The following is a 22,623-nucleotide window of genomic DNA, read 5'->3' on the forward strand; positions in this document are numbered from 1 at the left end:
TCCCCTTACGCCGGCAGCAGCTTGCCGGATTGCGGCGCGCTCGATTTGGCCGGCGTATCGTCCAGCGGCAGGTCGAGCACCTCCTCGAATTCGACGATATTGTCGATCTCGGTGCCCATCGAGATGTTGGTGACGCGTTCGAGAATGAACTCGACGACAACAGGCACCTGGAATTCGGCCATCCATTCGCGCGCAGTCGCAAACGCCGCCTGCGCGTGGTTCGGGTCGGTGACACGGATCGCCTTGCAGCCGAGCCCTTCGGCCACCGCGACGTGGTCGACGCCATAGACCCCGATCTCAGGCGCGTTGATGTTCTCGAAGGAGAGCTGGACATGGTAGTCCATCTCGAAACCGCGCTGCGCCTGGCGGATCAGCCCGAGATAGGAGTTGTTCACGACGACGTGGATGTAGGGCAGCTTGAACTGCGCGCCTACCGCGAGCTCCTCGATCAGGAACTGGAAATCATAGTCGCCCGACAGCGCCACGATCTGGCGCGAAGGATCGGCGGCGCGAACGCCGAGGGCTGCGGGAAGCGTCCAGCCGAGCGGACCGGCCTGCCCGGCATTGATCCAGTTGCGCGGGCCGTAGACGCCGAGGAACTGCGCGCCGGCGATCTGCGACAGCCCGATCACGCTGACATAGCAGGTGTCGCGGCCGAATGCCTTGCTCATCTCCTCATAGACGCGCTGCGGCTTGATCGGCATGTCGTCGAAATGGCTCTTGCGCAGCATCGTTCGCTTGCGGTCCTGGCACGCCGCCGGCCACGCCTGACGCTCCCGGAGCTTGCCGGCCTTGCGCCACTCCTTGGCAACCGTAACAAATAACTCGAGCGCCGCTTTTGCGTCCGACACAATGCCGAAATCGGGATTGAAGACGCGCCCGATCTGCGTCGGCTCAATATCGACATGCACGAATTTGCGACCCCTGGTGTAGGTCTCGATCGAACCGGTGTGGCGGTTGGCCCAGCGGTTGCCGATCCCGAGCACGAAGTCGGATTGCAGCATGGTGGCGTTGCCGTAGCGGTGGCTGGTCTGCAGACCCACCATGCCCGCCATCAGCACGTGATCGTCAGGGATCGCGCCCCACCCCATCAGCGTCGGCACGACAGGCACATTGACGGCCTCGGCGAACTGCACCAGCAGGTCGGAAGCATCGGCATTGATGACGCCGCCGCCGGCCACGATCAGCGGCCGCTCGGCGGCATTGAGCATCTCCAGCGCTTTTTCGATCTGCTTGCGCGTCGCCGCCGGCTTGTAGACCGGGAGCGGCTCATAGGTCTCGTCGTCGAACTCGATTTCCGCAAGCTGCACGTCGAGCGGCAGGTCGATCAGCACCGGGCCCGGTCGGCCCGAACGCATGATGTGAAACGCCTGGCTGAACACGCGCGGCACCAGCGCCGGCTCGCGCACCGTGACCGCCCATTTCGTCACCGGCTTTGCGATCGACTCGATATCGATGGCCTGAAAATCTTCCTTGTAGAGCCGCGCGCGCGGCGCCTGCCCGGTGATGCACAGGATCGGAATCGAATCCGCAATCGCCGAGTAGAGCCCGGTGATCATGTCGGTGCCGGCCGGCCCCGAGGTGCCGATGCAGACGCCGATGTTGCCGGCCTTGGCGCGGGTATAGCCCTCGGCCATGTGGGAGGCGCCCTCGACATGGCGCGCCAGAATGTGCCCGATCGAGCCGCGCTTCTTCAGCGCCGAGTAAAGCGGATTGATCGCAGCCCCCGGCACGCCGAAGGCGATCGTCACCCCCTCCTTTTCCAGGATCCGCACAGCCGCATCGATCGCCCGCATCTTCGCCATGTCGCGCCTCGCTCAACTCTGTTGGCTCTGGCGGCGATCTTCGTGTTGGCGAGAGATGATCTCAACGCGCGCGATTTTATTTCCCGCGGAGTGGAAGGAAGTAAAGGAAAGTGCGCAATCTCAATCGCTTAGACCGAAACCACCGTGGAAGGCCGCCAGGCCGCGGCCTCATCCGAACGGCTGTGCGAGCTTCCCTCTGCCGGTACCCGCGCATGCGCATCTCAATGCGCGACCTCGCCAGGGCAAACAGGTGATCCGTCCCGTCGTCTGCGCACTTATTGCCTCGTCACCTTGACGGTGTGTTCTCCCGCCCGTACGCCTGCTGCGCTAGCCTATGCCCGCCGCCAGAAAGCCCCCATGCTCGGACTGCTGACACTGCCAATCGAATTGTTGCGTCTCGCCTTCTATGCGTTTCAGGGTCTGGTCGATGCACTGCGAGCGCGCAATCGGCTGCGCTGCGAATTCACGGTCTTGATCAACGCATCGCGCGATGCCGTGTGGCGGCTTGGTACCGCGGACCGCTGCGTGCTGGATGGGCCGCCGACCATAGAGATGTCATCCGAACGTGTACCTGACAGCCCTGACCTTTGGCTGACACGTATCACCGTCGGCGGCCAACCGCAGTCGCAGATCGTCTCGTACGAGCTCGAGCGCGATGAGAGCAAAGGGATCTTGCGCATGCGGCTGGTGGCGCATCCATTATCCAAGCCGCCCGAGGGCGGGCGGGATGTCGAATCGGGAATTATCGTCGAAGCGACGCCGGAGGGGACGGCGCTCACGATGTTCAACGAATTGACCGTGCGCTCCTTTCGCGACCGCATCATCTATCCGGTGGCGCCGCGCCGGATGGGAAACCTGATCAAGCAGCAATGCGAAAAGGATGCCGGTACCCACAGCCGCCTTGCCGCCCTGGGCAACCATGGCTTGCTGCTGTCGGCCGTGGCACTCCTGAGCTTTTGCTACCTGTTCGGCTGGAAATTGGGGCTGCTTCTTTCGATCGTCATCGTCATCCACGAGGCCGGACACGTCGCGGCGATGCTCATGGCGGGCGTCGGCGTACGCGGCATCTACCTCATCCCCTTCTTCGGCGGGGCGGCCGTCCCCAGGACGGCCTACCGGACCGAGGGCCGGCTCGGCTTCATTGCGCTGATGGGACCGGGTCTCAGCCTCATTCCGACGCTCGGCCTTTTCGCGCTCTATCGGTCAACCGGCGACATTCAGCTCAGGCAAGCGATGGAAATGTTCGCCGTCGTCAATGCAGCCAACCTGCTGCCGATCTATCCGCTCGATGGCGGAATGATTCTCAACGCGCTCATTGGCTCGGTGAGCCGGAAGTCCGCACTGATCGTCGGTTGGATCGGGGTACTGGTTGGCCTCGGCCTTGCGATATATTTCCAATCCTTTCTAATCGGGATTCCGTTTCTGCTGTTTGCACTGCAGCGCTATCTCAGCGGTGGCCAAACGCTCGAACTCGAACGGCTGTCGATCGGCAGCGGATTGGCCCTTGCCCTCGCTTCGATCGCCACCTTCATCCTGTATGTCGTTGTCATCACGTCGATGATTCCGGCCGCTCGCATCTAATACGTCCCGGCGCATCCAAACGGATTGAATCGCCCGTCATCGGGCGACATTTCAAGCAACCCGCTGGCTCGCAATCGCGCGTGCGCGCAGTAACCTAGTCGAGATTCTTCCGCTTCAACTTCATCTGCATATCGAACTTGAGATCGTACTTCTTGCCGTCCGCGCAGACGGCGTCATCGACCTCGAACTGCTGATCGTCTTCATCCATTTCGAGCTTTCCGCCCGAGCATCCTTCTGCCTGAACCGCCGCGACAAGCTTTGCGCGCTCGTCTTCGGTAACGGCGCGATCCGCGAGCGCGGGAAGCACCGACAGGACGAGGATTGCAGCTGATATCGTCAATCGCATGATCGAATTCCTCCTGTGGAAGCCGCCTTGAGCCAACCCGTTCGCCTCGCAGGGCGGAGCAGAAGAAGGGCCCCGGGTATCGACCGAGGCCTTCACATGCCGTCTGTCGGCGACCGATCCGTGCGCGAGTTGAATGCCTGCGCCTGGAAATTGTTCCGCATTGCAACCAATTCGCCGGCTCACCGCCCCAGTCGCCGGGAGGATCATTGCATAGCGCCTTCAACTACCGATAGACTGCCGTGGCGTCACCGAATCGAAAGAGGACGTGCGATGACCGATATCCCCGCTAACGCCGCGCCCCAATCTAGCAGCGCTGAGCCGAGCCTTCATCGGGTCATGGGCCCCTGGCTGCTCCTGCTGTTCATCGTCGGCGACATCCTCGGCACCGGGATCTACGCGCTCACGGGACAGGTGGCGAAACAGGTCGGCGGTGTCGTATGGCTGCCTTTCCTGGTTGCCTTTGTGGTCGCCCTGATGACCGCCTTCAGCTATCTCGAGCTGGTCACGAAGTATCCGAAAGCTGCCGGCGCGGCTCTCTACACGCATAAAGCCTTTGGCATCCATTTTATTACATTCATTGTCGCATTTGCGGTGATGTGCTCAGGCATCACCTCGGCCTCGACCGCTTCCCGGGCTTTCGCCGCGAACATGTCACACGCCATGGGGCTGAACCTGACGGGCTTTGGCATTTCGATCACCGGCCTCGCTTTCATGGCGATCGTCGCCGCCGTCAATTTCCGCGGCGTCGGCGAGAGCGTGAAGGCCAACGTCGTTCTCACCTGCGTGGAGCTGACGGGACTGCTGATCATCATCGCGATCGGCCTTTGGGCGATCGGGCTGGGTCAGGGCGACGTCTCGCGCGTCGTTCAGTTTCGCTCGATCCCGGACGGCGGCATCTTCTGGCCGGTGATTGCCGCGACCACGCTCGCATTCTTCGCCATGGTCGGCTTCGAGGATTCGGTCAACATGGCCGAGGAATGCAAGGATCCGACCCGTCACTTTCCGAAGGTGTTGCTTGCGGGCCTCGTGATTACCGGCGTCATCTATGTCCTGGTCTCGATCTCGGCCATCACGCTGGTCGCGCCGGAGCAACTGGGTGAAGGCGAAACACCCCTTTTGAAAGTGGTGCAACAGGGTGCGCCGAATTTTCCAATCTGGATTTTTGGATTCATCACCATGTTTGCGGTGGCCAATAGCGCGCTCATCAACATGCTGATGGCCAGCCGCCTCGTGTATGGCATGAGCCGCGAGCATGTGCTGCCGCCATCGCTCGGAAAAGTCCACAGGACGAGGCGGACGCCCTATGTCGCCATCGGCTTCACGACCCTGCTGGCATTTGCCCTGATCACGTTTGTCGGCGAGGTGCCGGCACTCGGAGGCACCACCGCGCTTCTCCTGCTGTGCGTCTTTACCGTGGTGAATGTGGCGGTGCTGGTGCTCCGGCGCGATCCTGTCGATCACCAGCATTTCCGCACGCCCACCCTTCTGCCGATCCTGGGCGCTGTGTTCTGCGCCTTCCTCGCGGGTCCCTGGACCGGTCGTGACCCTGTTCAGTACCGGGTCGCTGGGGTCCTGATCGGGATCGGCATCGTTCTCTGGATCGTAACCATCATGGTCAACCGGCGGACCGGGGTGAAGAGAATGGAGCCGGATATGGAAGGTTTGGGTCACGGCGGGCCCGTGAATTAGAGGTCGTTTCAGGCTCATCTCCGAGGGCTCGTCCGGGCTCGCTTCAGCCTTTCATGACTGGTAGCGTGCAAGAACGCCCATTGAGAATACAACTTCCTGCGAGAGATCATGAGCTTCTTCGACCGACTGAAAAGTGCGGCGTCCGCCGAATGGCGGGCCTATACCGAACATCCCTTCACGGAAGGGTTGGCGGACGCTTCGCTCGCCGAGGCGGCATTTCGGCATTACCTCGTTCAGGACTACCTGTTTCTCATCGAGTTTGCGCGCGCCTACGCACTCGCCGTCTACAAGTCGCCCACCCTTGCCGACATGCGCGAAGCGGCCGGCGGCCTCTCGGCCATTCTCGATGTCGAGATGAACCTGCATGTAAAACTCTGCGCCGGGTGGGGCCTGTCGGCCACCGATCTTGAAGAGGCACCTCCGGCCGTCGAGATGCTGGCCTATACGCGCTACGTGCTCGACGCCGGAATGCGCGGCGACCTGCTCGCGCTCAAGGTGGCGCTTGCCCCTTGCGTGATCGGCTACGCCGAGATTGCGACGCGGCTCGCGGCGCGACCCGGTGCGCTCGCGGCGACGAACCCCTATCGCGTCTGGATCGCCGAGTATGCCGGGGCTCCCTATCAGGAGGTGGCGGCGAATGCGCGGGAGCACCTCGAAGCGCTCGCCGAGCGCTACGCGACACCAGCCCGCGAGGCAGAGCTGATCGCGATCTTCAAGGAAGCCACCCGGCTCGAAGCCGACTTCTGGGAAATGGGATGGCGGGCCGGCAAGCGGTGAGCAGCGACTGACCGCTTACCGGATCATGTCAGCAGCGCGACGGCTCAGTTCAGCCGCAGCTCCGTGATGTGCCGCGCGTCCGGGCTCAGTTCTCCCCGCTCCACCCGCTTGACGATATCCGTCAGCGCGGCGTTTGCGGCGCAGGATAGCCCGAGCTTCTCGCCCTCGCGCACCACAAAACCGTTGAGGAATTCGATCTCGGTGCGCCGGCCCTTCTGCATGTCCTGGCCCATGGATGGACGCTGCGCTGCGGAGGTGCGCTTGCTGTCCTTGAAACGCTGCTCGTCACAGGCGCGCATCGCGGCTTCGTCGCCCTCCCCAGCGCGCGCGATCGTGTCCGGCGGCAGGTGCAAGATCTCTTCCAACTGATAGCCGTGCGCCTGCCCGACGCGGATCGCCTCGCTGCCGAGCCGGGTGGAAAACCGGCGCAGCGGTTCGCTCTGCAAAATTTCGCCGCCCGGCAGGCCGGTGCAGGCGGACAGCCCGTTGCCCATGACATTGGCGACCAGTTTCGACCAGCGCTCGCCCCAGAGATTCTCCGTCACCTTGGCGCTGTCGGAATAGCCGACCAGGCGGCAGACCTCTTCCGCCCGCGGCGTGATGCGGCCATGCACCTCGCCGGCCCGAAACACCGTGTGCGCCGCCCCGCCCTTCCCCGCGCCGCGGTGGATGTGCCCGGGCTCCGGCAGATTCACCGTGATGCTGCTGGCAATGCAGCCCAGCGTCTTGCCCCAGCCAACCACGCCGGCAACCGTCTCCTCGTTCATGCAGTTCTGCAGCGACACCACATAGCCATCCGCCGCCAGATATTGCTGGATCAGCATGGTGGCCCAGGCGGTGTCATAGGATTTCATGCAGACAAAGGCGATGTCGACCGGCTGCTCCTTGGAAAGCTGCTGCGCGTCCGTGACGTGAAGCGCGCGCACCGGCACCGAGAATTCAGCGACGTCCATGGCGTGGGTGACGCGCAGCCCGTGCTTGCGCATATGCTCGACATGCTCGGGCCATGGATCGATGAAAGTGACGTCCTCCCCCGCCTGCACCATATGCGCTCCGGCATATCCGCCGACGGCCCCCGCTCCGACGATTGCGATCTTCCGGCCCATGTTCTCTCCCCGAATTTTCTTGCAGCAGACGCCAACCGTCACTGCTCATTCGTTGGAGACAGTCTAGCGGATCGTGCGGTTTCGCCAACGGCCGCTTTGCAAGAGCTGCCCTGCCTCGAGCCGTACCATGAACCCGCGCGGTCGTCGCGCAACCCTATTCACGCGCACCACGGTTACGGACCACACCTTTTGGCAGTTCGGCGAGTTGCGCCCTGAGACGCGGTACCGCGAAATCGAGAAACGTGCGCAACTTGGCCGGCATGAAGCGGTTCGGCGAATACACAAAGCTGACGGGTTGCGGCGGCGGTTGAAAATCCTGCAGCAGCGGAACCAGCTCCCTGGATTTGATCGGCTCGGCAACGAGATAAGAGAACGCCACGGTAATCCCGAGGCCTGCGCGCGCAGCGTCGCAGGCCGACTCGAGATTGCTCGCAATGAAGCGCGACCGAACCGGCACCACATACTCCGTCTGACCTCGCCTGAATCTCCATGTGCTGGGTGACTGCATCGGAGGATAGCTGATGCAGTCATGCGCCGAGATCTCATCGGGTGATTTGGGCGTTCCGCGAGATTTCAGATAGGCCGGGCTGGCGCTAGCCACGCGGTGGATTTCCCCGACGCGCACGGCGATCAGGCTGCTATCGGCGAGATCGCCGACCCGAAGCGCGACGTCGATATGCTCTTCCAGGAGATCGACGGTCCGATCCTGCAGATTGAGGTGAACGTCCACCTCCGGATACGTCGCCAGAAACTCCGCCAGAATCGGCTGCAGACATAAGCGGCCGAGCGCGACAAGGGTCGAAACACTCAAATCTCCGCGTGGCGTTGTGTACTCGCCGGAAGCGGCCCGCTCGGCTTCGGCAATATCGGCAAGGATTCGCTTTGCGGCGGCGATGTAGGAGAGCCCTGCATCCGTCGGGACGAGTGCGCGGCTCGACCGGTTGAACAGCTTGGTGCGCAGGTGCGCTTCGAGCTCGGACACCTTTCGGCTGACGGTCGCCAGCGGCAGTTTCTGCCGACGAGCCGCGGCCGACAGGCTTCCGGCCTCCGCGACCGCCAACACAATCGACATGCCTTCGAGACGGTCCATTGGATGCTTCCATTTTTTGGAAGGATGCATCTCGATTTTGCCAGATACCCATCGATTTCGGAAGGGCCTATCCATCACCGCAAGGCAACAAACCCAACCAACGGAGATGGAAATGACCCAGACCAAAGGCACTGCCCTTATTACCGGCGCATCCACCGGCATCGGCGCGATCTATGCCGATCGCCTGGCAAAGCGCGGCCACGACCTCATTCTTGTTGCGCGCAACAAGCAGCGGCTTGCGTCGCTGGCGCGGCGGCTCAGCAACGAGACCGGCCGGAAAGTGGAGACGGTCGAGGCCGACCTCACGTCACCAGCAGACCTGCAACGCGTCGAAGACATCCTGCGCTCCAATGCCGGCATCTCGGTGCTGGTCAACAACGCCGGCGTCGGCGCTTCAGCCCCGCTGGTCGCCTCCGACGTCGACAAGATGGAGGACATGATCCGCCTGAACGTCACCGCGCTGACGCGGCTGACCTATGCGGCGGTCCCGGGATTTGTCGCCCGCGGCAACGGCACGATCATCAACATCTCGTCGATCGTCGCGGTCGCGCCGGAGGTGCTGAACGGCGTCTACGGCGGCAGCAAAGCATTCGTGCTCGCATTCAGCCACTCGCTCGTCCACGAACTCGCCGGCAAGGGCATCCGCGTGCAGGCGGTGCTGCCTGGCGCCACCGCCACCGAATTCTGGGACGTTGCCGGCACGCCGGTTCATCAGCTCCCGGCGCAGATCGTGATGTCGGCTGACGACATGGTCGATGCGGCGCTTGCCGGCCTCGACCTTGGCGAGACCGTGACCATCCCGGCGCTGGCGGACAAGGCCGAGTGGGATCGTCATGAGGCGGCGCGCCTTGCCATGACGGACAAGCTCTCCAGCGTCATCCCCGCCCCTCGCTACAACTTGCGCCAGCGCGTGAATGCGTGAGCACCGAGTCAATCAAACAGAGATCTCATCAAAACGGAGGTTACCATGTCACACATCATCACCCAGCACGCGGCGCCGGTTCTCGCACCGGACTCCATCGTCAGGTGGCGCGATCATGCCGAACGCGTGCTCGCTTACGCCGAGCCGGTCAGCCGAGCCAGCCTCTACGTGTCGCTCGCGATCATCTACGCCTGGTTCGGCGGCATGAAGTTTACCGAATACGAGGCCAACGGGCTGGTGCCGCTGGTGGAGAACAGCCCGCTGCTGAGCTGGTTCTACGCGCTGTTTTCGGTTCGCGGCTTCTCCACGTTCCTCGGCTTCCTCGAACTCAGTATCGGACTGCTGATCGCCCTCAGATTGGCGAGCCCGATCTTTTCCGCGGCCGGCGGTCTTCTCTCGGCCGGACTCTTCGTCACGACCGTCAGCTTCATGGTGTCAACGCCAGGCGTCGTCGTTCCGGAGCTCGGGCCGCCCGCGATTACGGTCGCGCCGGGTCAGTTCCTCCTGAAGGACATCGGCCTGTTCGCCGCTTCGTTCTGGGTGTTCGTCGACTCGCTGAAGACCGTCGTTCGCCGCTGAGCACCAATAAGCCCATCAACATCCCATGCAAGCAAAGGAGAACACCACCATGAAAATGCGATCCATCCTCAGTGCGGCCTATGCCGCCATTGCCATCGCCATGGCGGCGCCTGCCGCCGCCCACGGCATCGGCGAAACGGTCACGCCGCACTTCTCGCAGTCGATACCTAACATCCCCGGCAAGTCGCTGGTCGCGCTAGTCGTCGACTATACGCCGGGCGGAGCATCGCCTTCGCACATCCACGCCAAGTCGGCTTTCATCTTCGGCTACGTCCTCTCGGGCGAAATCGAGTCCCAGGTGAACGACGGGCCAAGACAGGTCTACCGCGCGGGTGAAAGTTTCTACGAGACGCCGGGCTCGCGTCATCCCGTCAGTCGCAATGCGAGCAAGACCCGTCCGGCAAGACTGCTCGCCGTGTTCGTCGTCGATACCGACGAAAAAGACCTGACTACTTCCGTTGAACAGAACTCATCATCAAGGAGCAAAAAATGAGCAAGCGTCTCGACTACAACCAGATCGCACCGGCAGGCGTGAAAGCGCTGGGCGGCGTCTACGGCTACGTCATCCAGAGCGGCCTTTCCCCTACCCTGGTTGAGCTGGTCTATCTGCGAATTTCGCAAATCAACAACTGCGCCTACTGCCTCGACATGCACACGCGCGACCTGCTCAGGAAGGGAGTAAAGATCGAAAAGCTGGCGCTGGTGCAGGCGTGGAAGGAAGCCGGCAACCTTTTCGACGAACGTGAGCGCGCCGCCCTTGCATGGGCCGAAACGGTGACGCGGGTCGCAGAAACCAACGTGCCGGATGAGGCGTACCAGGCAGCCCGCTCCGTGTTCGACGAGCGCGAGCTCGTAGATCTCACGATCGCGATCGGCTTGATGAACGCCTACAACCGCCTCGCGATCAGCTTTCGAAATACGCCGCAAGCCGCGCTCGAGAAATAGGCGTAAGGCCGATCAAAGGACATCGCGCTTCCGCGGTGACGCAAACCGGAGAGAGCCATGAAACGATTAAGTACCCACACGAGCCCCGAGGTCATCGACCGCGACCGCCGCTGGCTCTTGAGCGCGGCAGTCTGGAGCACCGTCGGCATAGGCGCCGCGGCGAGCCTGCTGCCGTCGCAATTGATGGCTGCCCCCTCGGCTGACGTCATTCGCCCCTTCCGCATCAACATTCCAGAGGAGCAGCTTATCGACCTCCGCAAGCGCATCCTTGCCGCGCGCTGGCCGGATCAGGAGACCGTGAATGACCGGTCGCAAGGCGTCCAGCTAGCGAAGTTCCAGGAAACAATGCGCTACTGGGCAACCGATTACGATTGGCGAAAGCTGGAAGCGCGGCTCAACGCGTTGCCGCAGTTCATCACCGAGATCGACGGGGTCGACATCCATTTCATCCACGCCCGCTCCAGGCACGAAGATGCGCTGCCGCTCATCGTCACACATGGCTGGCCGGGTTCGATTGTCGAACAGCTCAAGATCATCGATCCGCTCACCAATCCTACGGCGCATGGCGGAAAAGCATCGGATGCCTTCCATCTCGTGATCCCGTCGATGCCGGGCTACGGCTTCTCCGGCAAGCCGAAGGGCACCGGCTGGAATCCGGACCGCATCGCCCGTGCCTGGGCGGAGTTGATGAAGCGTCTCGGATATAGCAGCTACGTCGCCCAGGGCGGCGATTGGGGCTCGCCCGTCTCCAGCGCCATGGCGCGTCAAGCGTCGGCCGGATTGCTCGGCATCCACATCAATCTGCCGGCGACGGTTCCGCCCGAGGTGGCCATGGCGCTTGCCGGCGGCGGGCCGGCGCCGGCGGCGCTTTCTGAAAAGGAACGCGCGGCATTCGATGCGCTCGACACGTTCTTCAGGAAGTACCGGGCCTACGGTGCCATCATGGGCACGCGCCCGCAGACGATCGGCTACGCTCTGGCCGACTCTCCGGTGGGTCTTGCGGCCTGGATCTACGACTACAACAACGGCGAGCCCGAGCGCCTGCTCGGCAGGGACGACGTGCTCGACGACATCACGCTGTACTGGCTGACCAATACGGCGACATCGGCCGCACGCTTGTACTGGGAAACGGCCGGCCAGAGCGTGGTTCTCTCGGCTGCGCAGAAGACCGCCGACATCTCGCTTCCGGTCGCCATCACCGTATTCCCCGGCGAAGTTTATCGAGCCCCCGAAACATGGGCCCGGCGCGCCTATCGCAACCTCATCTACTTCAATGAGGTCGACAAGGGCGGCCACTTCGCGGCCTGGGAGCAGCCGGAACTCTTCGCCGCCGAACTCCGTGCCGCCTTCAAATCGCTTCGCCCGGCACGCTGACCGGAGAACAGGACGAAAAGACGCGTATCATGTGACAGCAGACGAACCATGACGCGATCGGCGTCTTCGAGATCGACAAAGACATCACGCTCGGAAGGATGGTACAGATCGGCCTTTACGTCATGACACAGCCTGATCAGCCGCAATTCCAGATCGGACCGATCGGCGTCCGCGTCCAGCAAGGGCCGAAGCTGCCGCCATTGTAGCGACCGCCGTAAAAGCCGGGCCTGCCGAAATAATGCCAGTCGCCATCGTACCCGTAATAGCTCGGGACTGGATCGATATACCAGGGACGCCGGTTGTTCCGCGCCATGCGCGAAACCGCAGCTCTCTGCTTGTAGGCTGGAAGACTGTTGTTCGGTGGCTGTTGATAGCCCGGCAGGAAGCCGTAGCCGTGCCAGCGTGGGGCTGGCCGTTTGTTCGCTGGCGCAGCCGGCGCGACGGCCGGCAGCAGCGACAGGACGATAGCAATCGATAGCAATACAAGGCGTGACATCGGCACACCGTAGACGGTCGGCTGTTGGAAGACGATTCAAATCTGAGTGCACAGTCTGCACAACGGCTTCCGACTCGCTCGCGAAACGGCTGCCTTACGCAAAAAGCCGCCCTTTGCCGTGCGGCAGTCATGGATTGGTCGCGCTCCTCGCGGTGAAAGCTCAACCCGCCTTCGCCGCCGGCATCACGCCGCCGAGCGCTACCGTCAGTTCCGCCGCCACTTCGCGCACGGTCTGGCCGAGTTGCGGCAGGCGCTCATCTGTCAGTCGGCTGGTCATGCCGGAGACGGAAATCGCAGCCAGCGGCTCGGCGCAGTCGTTGTAGACCACGGCGGCGATGCAGCGCAGGCCCATGCAGGCCTCCTCATCGTCGATCGCAAACCCCTGGCGACGGATTTTTTCCAGCTCCTTGAACAGATCGCTCGGCCGCACGATCGACTTTTCGGTCAACCGCGGCATGCCGTGATGATGGATGATCGCACTGACGTCCTCATTGGAATAGGTCGCGAGCACCGCCTTGCCGACGCCGGAGGCGACCATCGCGACCCGGCCGCCGACCTTGGTCAACGAGCGCATGATCTCGCGGCTTTCCATGCGCGTCAGCACGATGATGAATTCGTCGTCGACGACGGCGAGATTGGCGGTCTCCCGCGTCAGGTCGCGCAGCTTGCGCAAATAAGGCACTGCCTGCGCCGAGAAATTGCGGCGGCGGGCAAACGTCGCCCCCACCGTGAAGGCGCGCGCGCCGACATGCCATTTCGATTCGGTGCGGTCGAACTGCACGAAGCGACGGTTTTCCAGGGTTGCCAGCAGCCGGTGCACGGTCGAGGTCGACAACCCCGTGCGGATCGCAAGATCGCTTAGGCGGTAGCCTTCGTCATCCTCGGCCAGCGTCTCGATGATCGAGAGCGCACGATCGACGGACTGGACGCCGCCGTCGCGGGCATTCTCGTCCTGGTCTGCACTGGATTTCGGCTCAATGGCCTTGCGCCGGATCACGTCTCTCTTCATCGCGACCTGCATTCGTCAGTACGTCAGACCGTCAGCGCGTCGCGGCGCATCGCGCTGCAACGTAGGATGGGTAGAGCGAAGCGAAACCCATCATCAGCTCGATCGGCATTGATGGGTATCGCTTCGCTCCACCCATCCTACGGGGGACCAATTCCGGCCCTTGTCGATCGTCAAATGCCGCTTCGGATGGTTGTCCGAAGCGGCATTTGTTGTTGATAAACCTAGAGCAGGCCCGCGCCGCGCGCCCACTTGTACTTGGCGCCGAGCACCTCGACCGGCAGTTCGGTCGAATAGGCATAGGCCGGGATGCCGTTCTCATAGAGATATTCGGCGGCCTGCTCGACCTCGACGTCGCCGGCGAGCGAGGCGACGATCGGCTTGACGAAGCCCTTGGCCTCCATCTCCTTCTTCACCTCGACCATGTTGCGGGCGAACACCATCGGCGGGGTGACGATCGTGTGCCAGTAGCCGAGGATCAGCGAATGGATGCGCTCATCCGACAGGCCGAGCTTCACGGTGTTGATGTAGGTGATCGGCGGCTCGCCACCGGTGATATCAACAGGATTTCCAGCCGCGCCGAACGGCGGGATGAATTTTCTGAACGCGGCGTCGAGATCCGGCGGCATCGACATCAGCGACAGGCCGTTGTCGACGCAGGAGTCCGACAGCAGCACGCCCGAACCACCGGCGCCGGTGATGATCAGCACGTTCTCGCCCTTCGGCGTCGGCAGCACCGGCATGCCGCGCGCGAATTCGAGCAATTGCCGCAAGCTGCGGGCGCGGATCACGCCCGACTGCTTGAACACGTCCTCATAGATCTTGTCGTTGCCGGCGAGCGCGCCGGTATGCGACGAGGCCGCCCTGGCGCCGGCCGAGGTACGGCCCGCCTTCAGCACCACCACCGGCTTCTTCTTGGAGACGCGCTTGGCGGCGTCCGCAAAGGCGCGGCCGTCTTTCAAGTCTTCGCAGTGCTGGGCGATCAGATTGGTGTTCGGATCCTGTTCGAAGAAGGCCAGCAGATCGTCCTCGTCGATATCGGACTTGTTGCCGAGGCCGACGATCGCCGACACGCCCATTTTCGCCGAGCGCGAGAAGCCGATGATCGCCATGCCGATGCCGCCGGACTGCGATGACAGCGCCGCATGGCCCTTGACGTCGTAGGCGGTGCAGAACGTGGCACAGAGGTTCGACCAGGTATAGTAGAAGCCGTAGATGTTCGGCCCCATCAGGCGAACGTTATACTTCTTGCCGACCTCGACGATCTCGGCCTGCAATTCAGGCGCGCCAGCTTCCGCAAAGCCCGAGGGAATCAGCACCGCGCCGGGAATTTTCTTCTCGCCGCATTCGGCCAGCGCGCCGGCCACGAACTTGGCAGGGATCGCGAACACCGCGGTGTCGATCACGCCGGGCACGTCCTTGACGCTCTTGTAGGCCTTGTAGCCCAGGATATCGGGCGCCTTCGGGTGGATCGGGTAGATGTCGCCCTTATAGCCGCCGTTGATGAGGTTCTTCATCACGGAGTTGCCGATCTTGCCGTCCTCGGCGGAGGCGCCGATCACGGCAACGGCCTTCGGCTGCATGATGCGGTTCATGGCCGCGACGATTTCTTCGGTCGGGCGCGGCGCCGGACGCGGCTTGTAGTCGAAGTCGACGACGATGCGCACGTCGGCGGCAATCGCGTCCTTCTTGGTAGCGAATACCGGGTTGAGGTCGAGCTCGACGATTTCGGGGAAGTCGCTCACGAGCTGCGACACTTTGACAATGACGTCGGCGAGCGCGTCACGGCTGACCGGATCGCCGCCGCGCACGCCCTTCAGCATGTCATGGGCCTGGATGCCATCGAGCATCGACAGGGCGTCGTCCTTGGTGGCGGGCGCGAGGCGGAAGGTGATGTCCTTCAGCACCTCGACCAGCACGCCGCCGAGGCCGAACGCCACCAGCTTGCCGAACGAGCCGTCGGTGATGGAGCCGACGATGACCTCGGTGCCGCCGGCCAGCATCTGCTGAACCTGGATGCCCTCGATCTTGGCATCGGCCTTATATTTCTTGGCGCTGGCGAGAATGGTCTCGTATGTCTTTTCTGCTTCAGCCGCGGTCTTGACGCCGACCACGACGCCGCCGGCTTCGGTCTTGTGGAGAATATCCGGCGAGACGATCTTCATCACGACCGGGAAACCCATGCCCGTTGCGAGCTTGGATGCTTCGGCGGCGGACTTCGCCACGCCCTCCTTCGGAACCGGGATGCCATAGGCATCGCACACCAGTTTGCCTTCCGGCGCTGTAAGGCTGGTGCGCTTCTCGGCCTTGACCGTATCGAGCACCCGGCGGACAGCCTCATGGGCGCCGGGCTCGGCGATCTTGCGGGCCGCATCTGCAGAATTTGACATTGGCTTCCTCCTGGGGCTAGTTTTATGGCATTTGGTATGCCAGAGATTAGATTGTCAAGACAAACTATCGCGCAGAAACAGCGAAAACACGGGCATCTTGACATTCTGGTATTTGGTATGCCAAAAATATTCGAGTGTTTCTTCTGCTAAGAAGACGTCTCCAAAACAGGGAGGAGACGAGTCGTGCCCGCACGTAAAGAAACCAAGGCGCCGCCTGTCATGGCTGATGCAGATATCGCAATCGTTCGGATAGCTCCTGAGACGAGCTTCAAGAACAAGGCCTATGAAGCCTTGAAGGAAGCCATTCTCAAGATGGACATTTATGCGACACCCGAGCAGGTGATGCTCGACGAGCGCGCGTTGTCCGAACGCCTCGGCGTCAGCCGCACCCCTATCCGCGAAGCCATCGCGATGCTGGAACAGGATGGTTTCGTCAAAACCGTGCCGCGCCGCGGCATCGTCGTGGTCCGCCGCACCAAAACCGAAATCGTCGACATGATCCGCGCCTGGGCCGCGCTTGAGAGCATGGCCGCCCGCCTGATCACGACCACCGCGCGCAAGAAGGACATCACGGCGCTGCGCGATTTCTTCAAGGATTTCGGCAAGGACCGGCTGCCGCAGGATCATGTCGAGGAATACTCCAAGGCTAACATCGCGTTCCATCAGGCGCTGATCTCGCTGTCGGAATCGCCGGTGCTGGTCGACATGACCAACGATATCCTCTTGCACGTCCGCGGCTACCGCCAACTGACCATCGGGCGGAAGGATCGTACCGCGACCTCCCTGCCCGAGCACCTTGCGATCATCGAAGCGCTCGAAGCGCGCGACACGGAACTCGCCGAGAAGCGCGCACGCGATCACACGCTGGGCCTTGCCGCCTACGTCGAAGCGCACGGGCAGGAACTCTTTAGCTAGACGTAACTTCGCACCAGAAGACGACCAAAAATCGTCCGAACCAAAACGATCAGGGAGATGAAGCCCATGCTGAATACCGCTACCAAGTCCGAAGCACCGGGCACCGAGCAAGAGCTGACGGATGGCTTCCATCTCGTCATCGATGCGCTCAAGCTGAACGGCATCAATACGATTTACAATGTGCCGGGCATCCCGATCACGGATTTGGGCCGCATGTCGCAGGCCGCCGGTATTCGCGTTATCTCCTTCCGCCACGAACAGAACGCCGGATATGCCGCTGGCATCGCCGGCTTCCTCACCAAGAAGCCCGGTGTCTGCCTCACCGTGTCGGCCCCCGGCTTTTTGAACGGTCTGACCGCGCTCGCCCACGCCACCACCAACTGCTACCCGATGATCCTGATTTCGGGCTCGTCCGAACGCGAGATCGTCGACCTGCAGCAGGGCGACTATGAAGAAATGGATCAGCTCGCGATCGCCAAGCCGCTGTGCAAGGCGGCCTATCGCGTGCTGCACGCCCAGGATATCGGCATCGGCCTTGCCCGCGCGATCCGCGCCGCCGTCTCGGGCCGTCCCGGCGGCGTCTATCTCGACCTGCCGGCAAAACTGTTCGGCCAGGTGATGAATGCGGACGCCGGCGCGAAGTCGCTGGTGAAGGTGATCGACGCGGCTCCCGCGCAGATCCCCTCGCCCGCCTCCGTCAAGCGCGCGCTCGATGTGCTCAAGAGCGCAAAGCGCCCGCTGATCATTCTCGGCAAGGGCGCGGCCTACGCGCAGGCCGATGAAGAGATCAAGAGCTTCGTCGAGAAGAGCGGCGTGCCCTTCTTGCCGATGAGCATGGCCAAGGGCCTGCTGCCCGACACCCATCCGCAATGCGCCGGTGCGGCCCGCTCCACCGTGCTGAAGGAATCCGATGTCGTGATGCTGATCGGCGCGCGGCTCAACTGGCTGCTCTCGCACGGCAAGGGCAAGACCTGGGGCGAAGCGCCCAAGAAGTTCATCCAGGTCGACATCGAACCGAAGGAAATGGACTCCAACGTCGAGATCGTCGCCCCGGTCGTCGGCGACATCGGCTCGGCCGTCTCCGCCTTCATTCAGGCGATGGGCACCGGCTGGACCGCACCATCAGCGGACTGGACCAAGGCCGTGCAGTCCAAGCGCGAAGACAACGTCGCCAAGATGGCGCCGAAGCTGATGAACAACAAGTCGCCGATGGACTATCACGGCGCGCTCGGCGTGCTGAAGAACGTCATCAAGGAGCGTCCCGACGCCATCCTCGTCAACGAAGGCGCCAACACGCTCGACCTCGCCCGCGGCGTCATCGACATGTACAAGCCGCGCAAGCGTCTCGACGTCGGCACCTGGGGCGTGATGGGCATCGGCATGGGCCAGGCGATCGCGGCGACGCTCGAGACCGGCCACCCCGTCCTCGCGGTGGAAGGCGACTCGGCCTTCGGCTTCTCCGGCATGGAGGTCGAGACCATCTGCCGCTACAATCTTCCGATCTGCGTCGTCATCTTCAACAATGACGGCATCTATCGCGGCACCGACGTCAACAACGCCAATTCCGATCCCGCGACCACCGTGTTCGTCAAGGGCGCGCGCTACGACAAGATGATGGAAGCCTTCGGCGGCGTCGGCATCAACGCCACCTCGCCCGACGAGCTGAAGCGCGCCGTCAACGAAGCGATGGATTCCGGCAAGCCGACGCTCATCAACGCGGTGATCGATCCGGCCGCCGGTTCAGAGAGCGGCCGCATCGGCAACCTCAACCCGCAGAGCGTTCTGAAAAAGAAATAGCCCCCTTCAACCCATTTCACCCTGCAAGGCGCAGGGCCAACAGACACAGTACGGAGCAAACACGATGACAAAGGCGCTCACGGGCGTTCGTATTCTCGATTTCACCCACGTTCAGTCGGGTCCGACCTGCACGCAATTGCTGGCCTGGTTCGGCGCCGACGTGATCAAGGTCGAGCGCCCCGGCGTCGGCGACATCACGCGCGGTCAGTTGCAGGACATCCCCAATGTGGACAGCCTGTATTTCACCATGCTGAACCACAACAAGCGCTCGATCACGCTCGACACCAAGAACCCGAAGGGCAAGGAAGTCCTCACAGCGCTGATCAAGAGCTGCGACGTGCTGGTGGAGAACTTCGGTCCCGGCGTGCTCGACCGCATGGGCTTCCCCTGGGAGAAGATCCACGCCATCAACCCGAAGATGATCGTGGCCTCGATCAAGGGCTTTGGCCCGGGACCTTACGAAGACTGCAAGGTCTATGAGAACGTCGCCCAGTGCACCGGCGGTGCGGCCTCGACCACCGGCTTCCGCGACGGCCTGCCGCTGGTCACCGGCGCGCAGATCGGCGACAGCGGCACCGGCCTGCATCTGGCGCTCGGCATCGTCACCGCGCTCTATCAGCGCACCCACTCCGGCAAGGGCCAGCGCGTCACTGCCGCGATGCAGGACGGCGTGCTTAACCTCGCCCGCGTCAAGCTGCGCGACCAGCAGCGCCTCGCCCATGGTCCCCTCAAGGAATACAGCCAGTTCGGCGAAGGCATTCCGTTCGGCGACGCGGTGCCGCGCGCCGGCAACGATTCCGGTGGCGGCCAGCCCGGCCGCATCCTCAAGTGCAAGGGCTGGGAGACCGATCCGAACGCCTACATCTACTTCATCACCCAGGCACCGGTCTGGGAGAAGATCTGCGACGTGATCGGCGAGCCCACCTGGAAGACCGATGCGAACTACGCCAAGCCGGCGGCCCGCCTGCCGCGGCTGAATGAAATCTTCGCCCGCATCGAACAGTGGACGATGACCAAGACCAAGTTCGAGGCGATGGAGATCCTCAACAAGGACGACATCCCCTGCGGCCCGATCCTGTCGATGAAGGAGATCGCCGAGGACCAGTCGCTGCGCGCCACCGGCACCGTGGTCGAGGTCGATCACCCGACCCGCGGCAAATACGTCTCGGTCGGCAACCCGATCAAGCTCTCGGACTCACCGAGCGAGGTCACCCGCTCGCCGCTGCTCGGCGAGCACACCGACGAGATCCTGCGCCAGGTGCTCGGCTTCTCCGACCACCAGGTCGCCGAAATCCACGATTCGGGCGCGCTCGACCCGCCGCGGAAGCAGGCGGCTGAATAAAAGTTCCGTTGTACCCAGGATGCAAAGGCCGCCGGTTTCCGGCGGCCTTTTTCTATGTGGAATGCCACCTGCGTTAATTTTGCTGCAATGCAACGGACCAATTGCTGCCATGCAAACAAGTCTGTTGTGACTGGCATCTGGTATACATAACCTGCTCCCGGATCATGAAGCGGAATGGTTCCGCGACCAAGAAAAGGGGACAGTATGTCCAAAACTGCACCGATCAGCCTCCTGCCCTCCACCACCCTGTTCGCGCGCGTGATGGCTCAGATCGACCGCCTGCTGACCGCCAGCAGCCGTATCGCCGTCCGCAACGGCGACCTGCCCCGATTCGGTCTGTGAGCCTGAAAATACAGGCTTTCCGCGCACGTAGGCGATCGGACAAACAACCGGGATTTCGATGATCTGAATTGATGGCCCCGGCTTCCGGGGCCATTTTTTTGTTCGCCGTCGGCCACCGCTTTTTACCATCATCTGCGACAAATCGCCCGAGGTGATGATTGGAAGCATTATACAGTTGCTTCCTGGCATATCGCATACAAAGATGTCTTCCATGGCGCTCGATAAAAACAAAGAGCGCTTCGGGAGGTAGGCCGTGCAGTCCAAAAGGGACAGTCAGGGCGATGGGGCGACAGGCGCGAACGATTTCGCGCGCCGCCACCTGCTTTCCGCAATTCCACCATTCGCCGAAAGGAGCGGATGCCGCTCCGGGCGGCTCCTCCTACAATTCGAGCTTGCAATCAACGCATCGATGGAACCGTTGCAGTGTGACGGTCTTGAGTGCGACAACGCCCGCATGGGCATTCGAATGAATGACCAAAGCCGGCACCAGACCGGCCTAACGACAATTGGATGGGAGTGAAACAAATGAAACATGCTGCACATACTGCGTTGGGGGCACTTGCTACGTTATGCACGGTCGGGATGTCGGCTCCAGCAATCGCTGCATGGGAGCCGGTGCGGCCCGTCGAATTCATCGTTCCTGCCGGCACCGGCGGCGGCGCCGATCAGATGGCGCGAACGATCCAGGGCATCGTCACCAAGCATAATCTGATGAAGCAGCCTTTGGTTGTCATCAACAAGTCGGGCGGCGCCGGCGGCGAAGGCTTCCTCGACGTCAAGGGATCGGGCGGTAATCCGCACAAGATCATCATCACGCTCTCCAACCTCTTCACCACTCCGCTCGCCACAGGCATTCCGTTCAACTGGAAGGATCTGACCCCGGTCACGATGCTGGCGCTGGACGAGTTCGTGCTGTGGGTGAATGCGGAGAAGCCTTACAAGACGGCGAAGGAATATATCGACGCCGTGAAGGCTGCGCCCGCGGGCACCATGAAGATGGGCGGCACCGGTTCGAAGCAGGAAGACCAGATCATCACCGTCGCGGTCGAGAAGGCCACTGGCAGCAAGTTCACCTACATTCCCTACAAGGGCGGCGGCGAAGTCGCCGTTCAGCTCGTCGGCAACCATGTCGATTCGACCGTCAACAATCCGATCGAGGCGGTCGCGCAATGGCGCGGCGGAAAGCTGCGTCCGCTCTGCGTGTTCGACGCACAGCCGATGGGTTATGACGAACAGGTCGCGGACGGCAAGAGCTGGAAGGATATTCCGACCTGCAAGTCGCAGGGCCTCGACATGGAATACCTGATGCTGCGCGGCATATTCATGTCGCCCAGGGCGACCAAGGACCAGATCGAATATTACGTCGAGCTGTTCAAGAAGGTTCGCGCCACGCCCGAGTGGCAGGACTTCATGAAGAGCGGCGCGTTCAACACGACCTCTCTGACCGGGGCAGAGTATGCCAAGTGGGTCGAAGTCGAAGAGAAACGTCACGAGACGCTGATGAAGGACGCCGGTTTCCTCGCGGCCGCAGGAAACTGACGAACCACTGACCCACGACGGAACGTAACCCTGACGCCGGGCCCTCAGGCCACGGGCCCGGTTTCGCACGGAGTTTTGATGACCACAGGCAGCTCAAGCAACGCCGGCCCCACCCACAAATTGGTGGAGGCAGGAATCACGCTTCTGATCGCCCTCTTCGGCGTGATCGTTATCGTCGGCAGCCTGAAGGCAGGCGTCAACTGGGGCGCGGAAGGCCCCCGCGCCGGCTTCTTTCCGTTCTACATCGGAATCTTCATCGTCGCTTCCAGCGCGATAAATCTGTGGAACGGACTGCGCGAAGACAATGACGGGCTGTTCGCCGAATGGGGACAGCTTCGCCAGGTGCTGAGCGTGGTCATTCCCACCGCGATCTATGTCGGGTCCATGCCGTTCACCGGGCTGTACCTCGCCTCGATCGTCTTCATCGCATGGTTCATGCGATGGCTGGGCAAATATCCGTGGCTCACCGTGCTGGCAATCTCGCTCGGCATGCCCATCGTCACCTACTTCATTTTCGAGCGCTGGTTCATGGTCCCGCTTCCAAAGGGGCCGGTTGAAGAGTGGCTTGGTCTGTAATTACTC

The 22,623-nt window shown here is 62.4% G+C and carries 21 protein-coding genes; 14 read left to right on the top strand and 7 right to left on the bottom strand.

The features are described from left to right. Window positions 1-5: 5 nt before the first annotated feature. Complete coding sequence (gcl, locus tag CQ12_RS20340) at window positions 6-1,805, bottom strand: glyoxylate carboligase (RefSeq protein ID WP_057837067.1); 1,800 nt, start codon at window positions 1,803-1,805, stop codon at window positions 6-8. A 144-nt stretch (window positions 1,806-1,949) separates the two neighbouring features. On the opposite strand from gcl, the gene CQ12_RS20345 reads away from it, so the two are divergent. Further along, window positions 1,950-3,386, top strand: a complete 1,437-nt coding sequence (locus CQ12_RS20345) for a hypothetical protein (protein ID WP_245310022.1) — start codon at window positions 1,950-1,952, stop codon at window positions 3,384-3,386. Window positions 3,387-3,480: 94 nt separating this feature from the next. Here CQ12_RS20345 and CQ12_RS20350 read toward each other — a convergent pair whose 3' ends face one another. After that, entirely contained in the window at window positions 3,481-3,732 is a 252-nt protein-coding gene (locus tag CQ12_RS20350; RefSeq protein WP_057837069.1) for a PepSY domain-containing protein, read from the bottom strand. Between the two features lie 270 nt (window positions 3,733-4,002). Here CQ12_RS20350 and CQ12_RS20355 point away from each other — a divergent pair, with 270 nt between their 5' ends. Next, a complete protein-coding gene (locus CQ12_RS20355; protein ID WP_057837070.1) occupies window positions 4,003-5,421 on the top strand; it encodes an APC family permease in 1,419 nt (472 codons plus the stop codon). Window positions 5,422-5,529: 108 nt separating this feature from the next. Then, entirely contained in the window at window positions 5,530-6,198 is a 669-nt protein-coding gene (gene tenA, locus CQ12_RS20360) for a thiaminase II (RefSeq protein ID WP_057837071.1), read from the top strand. Window positions 6,199-6,242: 44 nt separating this feature from the next. Here the strand turns inward: tenA and CQ12_RS20365 are convergent, their stop codons facing one another. Both CQ12_RS20365 and CQ12_RS20370 read right to left on the bottom strand, forming a co-directional pair. Next, window positions 6,243-7,304, bottom strand: a complete 1,062-nt coding sequence (locus CQ12_RS20365; RefSeq protein ID WP_057837072.1) for a ketopantoate reductase family protein — start codon at window positions 7,302-7,304, stop codon at window positions 6,243-6,245. Between the two features lie 154 nt (window positions 7,305-7,458). Then, window positions 7,459-8,394 (bottom strand): LysR family transcriptional regulator, encoded by a 936-nt coding sequence (locus CQ12_RS20370; RefSeq protein ID WP_057837116.1) that lies wholly within the window; start codon window positions 8,392-8,394, stop codon window positions 7,459-7,461. Window positions 8,395-8,506: 112 nt separating this feature from the next. Between CQ12_RS20370 and CQ12_RS20375 the strand changes: the two genes are divergently transcribed. Genes CQ12_RS20375 through CQ12_RS20395 form a run of 5 tightly spaced genes read left to right on the top strand, consistent with a single transcriptional unit; the run spans window position 8,507 to window position 12,214 of the window. Next, window positions 8,507-9,316: an SDR family NAD(P)-dependent oxidoreductase gene (locus tag CQ12_RS20375; protein WP_057837117.1), complete on the top strand. Its 810-nt coding sequence runs from the start codon at window positions 8,507-8,509 to the stop codon at window positions 9,314-9,316. Window positions 9,317-9,361: 45 nt separating this feature from the next. Beyond that, a complete protein-coding gene (locus CQ12_RS20380; protein WP_083519386.1) occupies window positions 9,362-9,895 on the top strand; it encodes a YkgB family protein in 534 nt (177 codons plus the stop codon). A 49-nt stretch (window positions 9,896-9,944) separates the two neighbouring features. After that, complete coding sequence (locus tag CQ12_RS20385) at window positions 9,945-10,388, top strand: cupin domain-containing protein (RefSeq protein ID WP_057837119.1); 444 nt, start codon at window positions 9,945-9,947, stop codon at window positions 10,386-10,388. Then, window positions 10,385-10,840, top strand: coding sequence for a carboxymuconolactone decarboxylase family protein (locus tag CQ12_RS20390; RefSeq protein ID WP_057837073.1), 456 nt, complete (start codon window positions 10,385-10,387; stop codon window positions 10,838-10,840). Before CQ12_RS20385 ends, CQ12_RS20390 begins: the two co-directional genes overlap by 4 nt. Before the next feature lie 57 nt (window positions 10,841-10,897). Next, window positions 10,898-12,214: an epoxide hydrolase family protein gene (locus tag CQ12_RS20395; RefSeq protein WP_057837074.1), complete on the top strand. Its 1,317-nt coding sequence runs from the start codon at window positions 10,898-10,900 to the stop codon at window positions 12,212-12,214. Between the two features lie 136 nt (window positions 12,215-12,350). Here CQ12_RS20395 and CQ12_RS20400 read toward each other — a convergent pair whose 3' ends face one another. The 3 genes from CQ12_RS20400 to CQ12_RS20410 form a co-directional block, all read right to left on the bottom strand. Beyond that, a complete protein-coding gene (locus tag CQ12_RS20400) occupies window positions 12,351-12,710 on the bottom strand; it encodes a hypothetical protein (RefSeq protein ID WP_057837120.1) in 360 nt (119 codons plus the stop codon). Between the two features lie 160 nt (window positions 12,711-12,870). Further along, the gene (locus CQ12_RS20405) at window positions 12,871-13,719 is read right to left on the bottom strand and encodes an IclR family transcriptional regulator (protein WP_057837121.1); all 849 of its coding nucleotides are present in this window, start codon (window positions 13,717-13,719) and stop codon (window positions 12,871-12,873) included. 221 nt (window positions 13,720-13,940) lie between these two features. After that, on the bottom strand, window positions 13,941-16,106 hold the full coding sequence (locus CQ12_RS20410) for an acetate--CoA ligase family protein (protein ID WP_057837075.1): 2,166 nt from the start codon (window positions 16,104-16,106) through the stop codon (window positions 13,941-13,943). A gap of 219 nt (window positions 16,107-16,325) precedes the next feature. Here CQ12_RS20410 and CQ12_RS20415 point away from each other — a divergent pair, with 219 nt between their 5' ends. The 6 genes from CQ12_RS20415 to CQ12_RS20435 all read left to right on the top strand — a co-directional run bounded on the left by CQ12_RS20415 (window position 16,326) and on the right by CQ12_RS20435 (window position 22,617). Beyond that, complete coding sequence (locus CQ12_RS20415) at window positions 16,326-17,021, top strand: GntR family transcriptional regulator (protein WP_057837076.1); 696 nt, start codon at window positions 16,326-16,328, stop codon at window positions 17,019-17,021. Window positions 17,022-17,087: 66 nt separating this feature from the next. Beyond that, on the top strand, window positions 17,088-18,818 hold the full coding sequence (oxc, locus tag CQ12_RS20420; RefSeq protein ID WP_057837122.1) for an oxalyl-CoA decarboxylase: 1,731 nt from the start codon (window positions 17,088-17,090) through the stop codon (window positions 18,816-18,818). A 64-nt stretch (window positions 18,819-18,882) separates the two neighbouring features. Further along, a complete protein-coding gene (gene frc / locus CQ12_RS20425; RefSeq protein ID WP_057837077.1) occupies window positions 18,883-20,160 on the top strand; it encodes a formyl-CoA transferase in 1,278 nt (425 codons plus the stop codon). 204 nt (window positions 20,161-20,364) lie between these two features. Continuing rightward, entirely contained in the window at window positions 20,365-20,502 is a 138-nt protein-coding gene (locus CQ12_RS45150; protein ID WP_198164207.1) for a hypothetical protein, read from the top strand. A gap of 525 nt (window positions 20,503-21,027) precedes the next feature. Beyond that, window positions 21,028-22,041, top strand: coding sequence for a Bug family tripartite tricarboxylate transporter substrate binding protein (locus CQ12_RS20430; RefSeq protein ID WP_057837078.1), 1,014 nt, complete (start codon window positions 21,028-21,030; stop codon window positions 22,039-22,041). A 78-nt stretch (window positions 22,042-22,119) separates the two neighbouring features. Next, window positions 22,120-22,617 carry a tripartite tricarboxylate transporter TctB family protein gene (locus CQ12_RS20435; RefSeq protein ID WP_057837079.1) on the top strand — a complete coding sequence of 166 codons (498 nt, stop codon included), beginning with the start codon at window positions 22,120-22,122 and terminating at the stop codon, window positions 22,615-22,617. Window positions 22,618-22,623 lie beyond the last annotated feature (6 nt).

The organism is Bradyrhizobium jicamae, from assembly GCF_001440395.1.
GTDB classification, from domain to species: Bacteria; Pseudomonadota; Alphaproteobacteria; order Rhizobiales; family Xanthobacteraceae; genus Bradyrhizobium; species Bradyrhizobium jicamae.

Coding starts and splice junctions, on each gene's coding strand:
- CQ12_RS20355 (WP_057837070.1), top strand. CDS start 4,003: ATGACCGATATCCCCGCTAACGCCGCGCCCCAATCTAGCAGCGCTGAG.
- oxc (WP_057837122.1), top strand. CDS start 17,088: ATGCTGAATACCGCTACCAAGTCCGAAGCACCGGGCACCGAGCAAGAG.
- CQ12_RS20380 (WP_083519386.1), top strand. CDS start 9,362: ATGTCACACATCATCACCCAGCACGCGGCGCCGGTTCTCGCACCGGAC.
- frc (WP_057837077.1), top strand. CDS start 18,883: ATGACAAAGGCGCTCACGGGCGTTCGTATTCTCGATTTCACCCACGTT.
- CQ12_RS20395 (WP_057837074.1), top strand. CDS start 10,898: ATGAAACGATTAAGTACCCACACGAGCCCCGAGGTCATCGACCGCGAC.
- tenA (WP_057837071.1), top strand. CDS start 5,530: ATGAGCTTCTTCGACCGACTGAAAAGTGCGGCGTCCGCCGAATGGCGG.
- CQ12_RS20430 (WP_057837078.1), top strand. CDS start 21,028: ATGAAACATGCTGCACATACTGCGTTGGGGGCACTTGCTACGTTATGC.
- CQ12_RS20400 (WP_057837120.1), bottom strand. CDS start 12,710: ATGTCACGCCTTGTATTGCTATCGATTGCTATCGTCCTGTCGCTGCTG.
- CQ12_RS20390 (WP_057837073.1), top strand. CDS start 10,385: ATGAGCAAGCGTCTCGACTACAACCAGATCGCACCGGCAGGCGTGAAA.
- CQ12_RS20350 (WP_057837069.1), bottom strand. CDS start 3,732: ATGCGATTGACGATATCAGCTGCAATCCTCGTCCTGTCGGTGCTTCCC.
- CQ12_RS20405 (WP_057837121.1), bottom strand. CDS start 13,719: ATGAAGAGAGACGTGATCCGGCGCAAGGCCATTGAGCCGAAATCCAGT.
- CQ12_RS20415 (WP_057837076.1), top strand. CDS start 16,326: ATGGCTGATGCAGATATCGCAATCGTTCGGATAGCTCCTGAGACGAGC.
- CQ12_RS20365 (WP_057837072.1), bottom strand. CDS start 7,304: ATGGGCCGGAAGATCGCAATCGTCGGAGCGGGGGCCGTCGGCGGATAT.
- CQ12_RS20435 (WP_057837079.1), top strand. CDS start 22,120: ATGACCACAGGCAGCTCAAGCAACGCCGGCCCCACCCACAAATTGGTG.
- CQ12_RS45150 (WP_198164207.1), top strand. CDS start 20,365: ATGTCCAAAACTGCACCGATCAGCCTCCTGCCCTCCACCACCCTGTTC.
- CQ12_RS20375 (WP_057837117.1), top strand. CDS start 8,507: ATGACCCAGACCAAAGGCACTGCCCTTATTACCGGCGCATCCACCGGC.
- gcl (WP_057837067.1), bottom strand. CDS start 1,805: ATGGCGAAGATGCGGGCGATCGATGCGGCTGTGCGGATCCTGGAAAAG.
- CQ12_RS20370 (WP_057837116.1), bottom strand. CDS start 8,394: ATGGACCGTCTCGAAGGCATGTCGATTGTGTTGGCGGTCGCGGAGGCC.
- CQ12_RS20410 (WP_057837075.1), bottom strand. CDS start 16,106: ATGTCAAATTCTGCAGATGCGGCCCGCAAGATCGCCGAGCCCGGCGCC.
- CQ12_RS20385 (WP_057837119.1), top strand. CDS start 9,945: ATGAAAATGCGATCCATCCTCAGTGCGGCCTATGCCGCCATTGCCATC.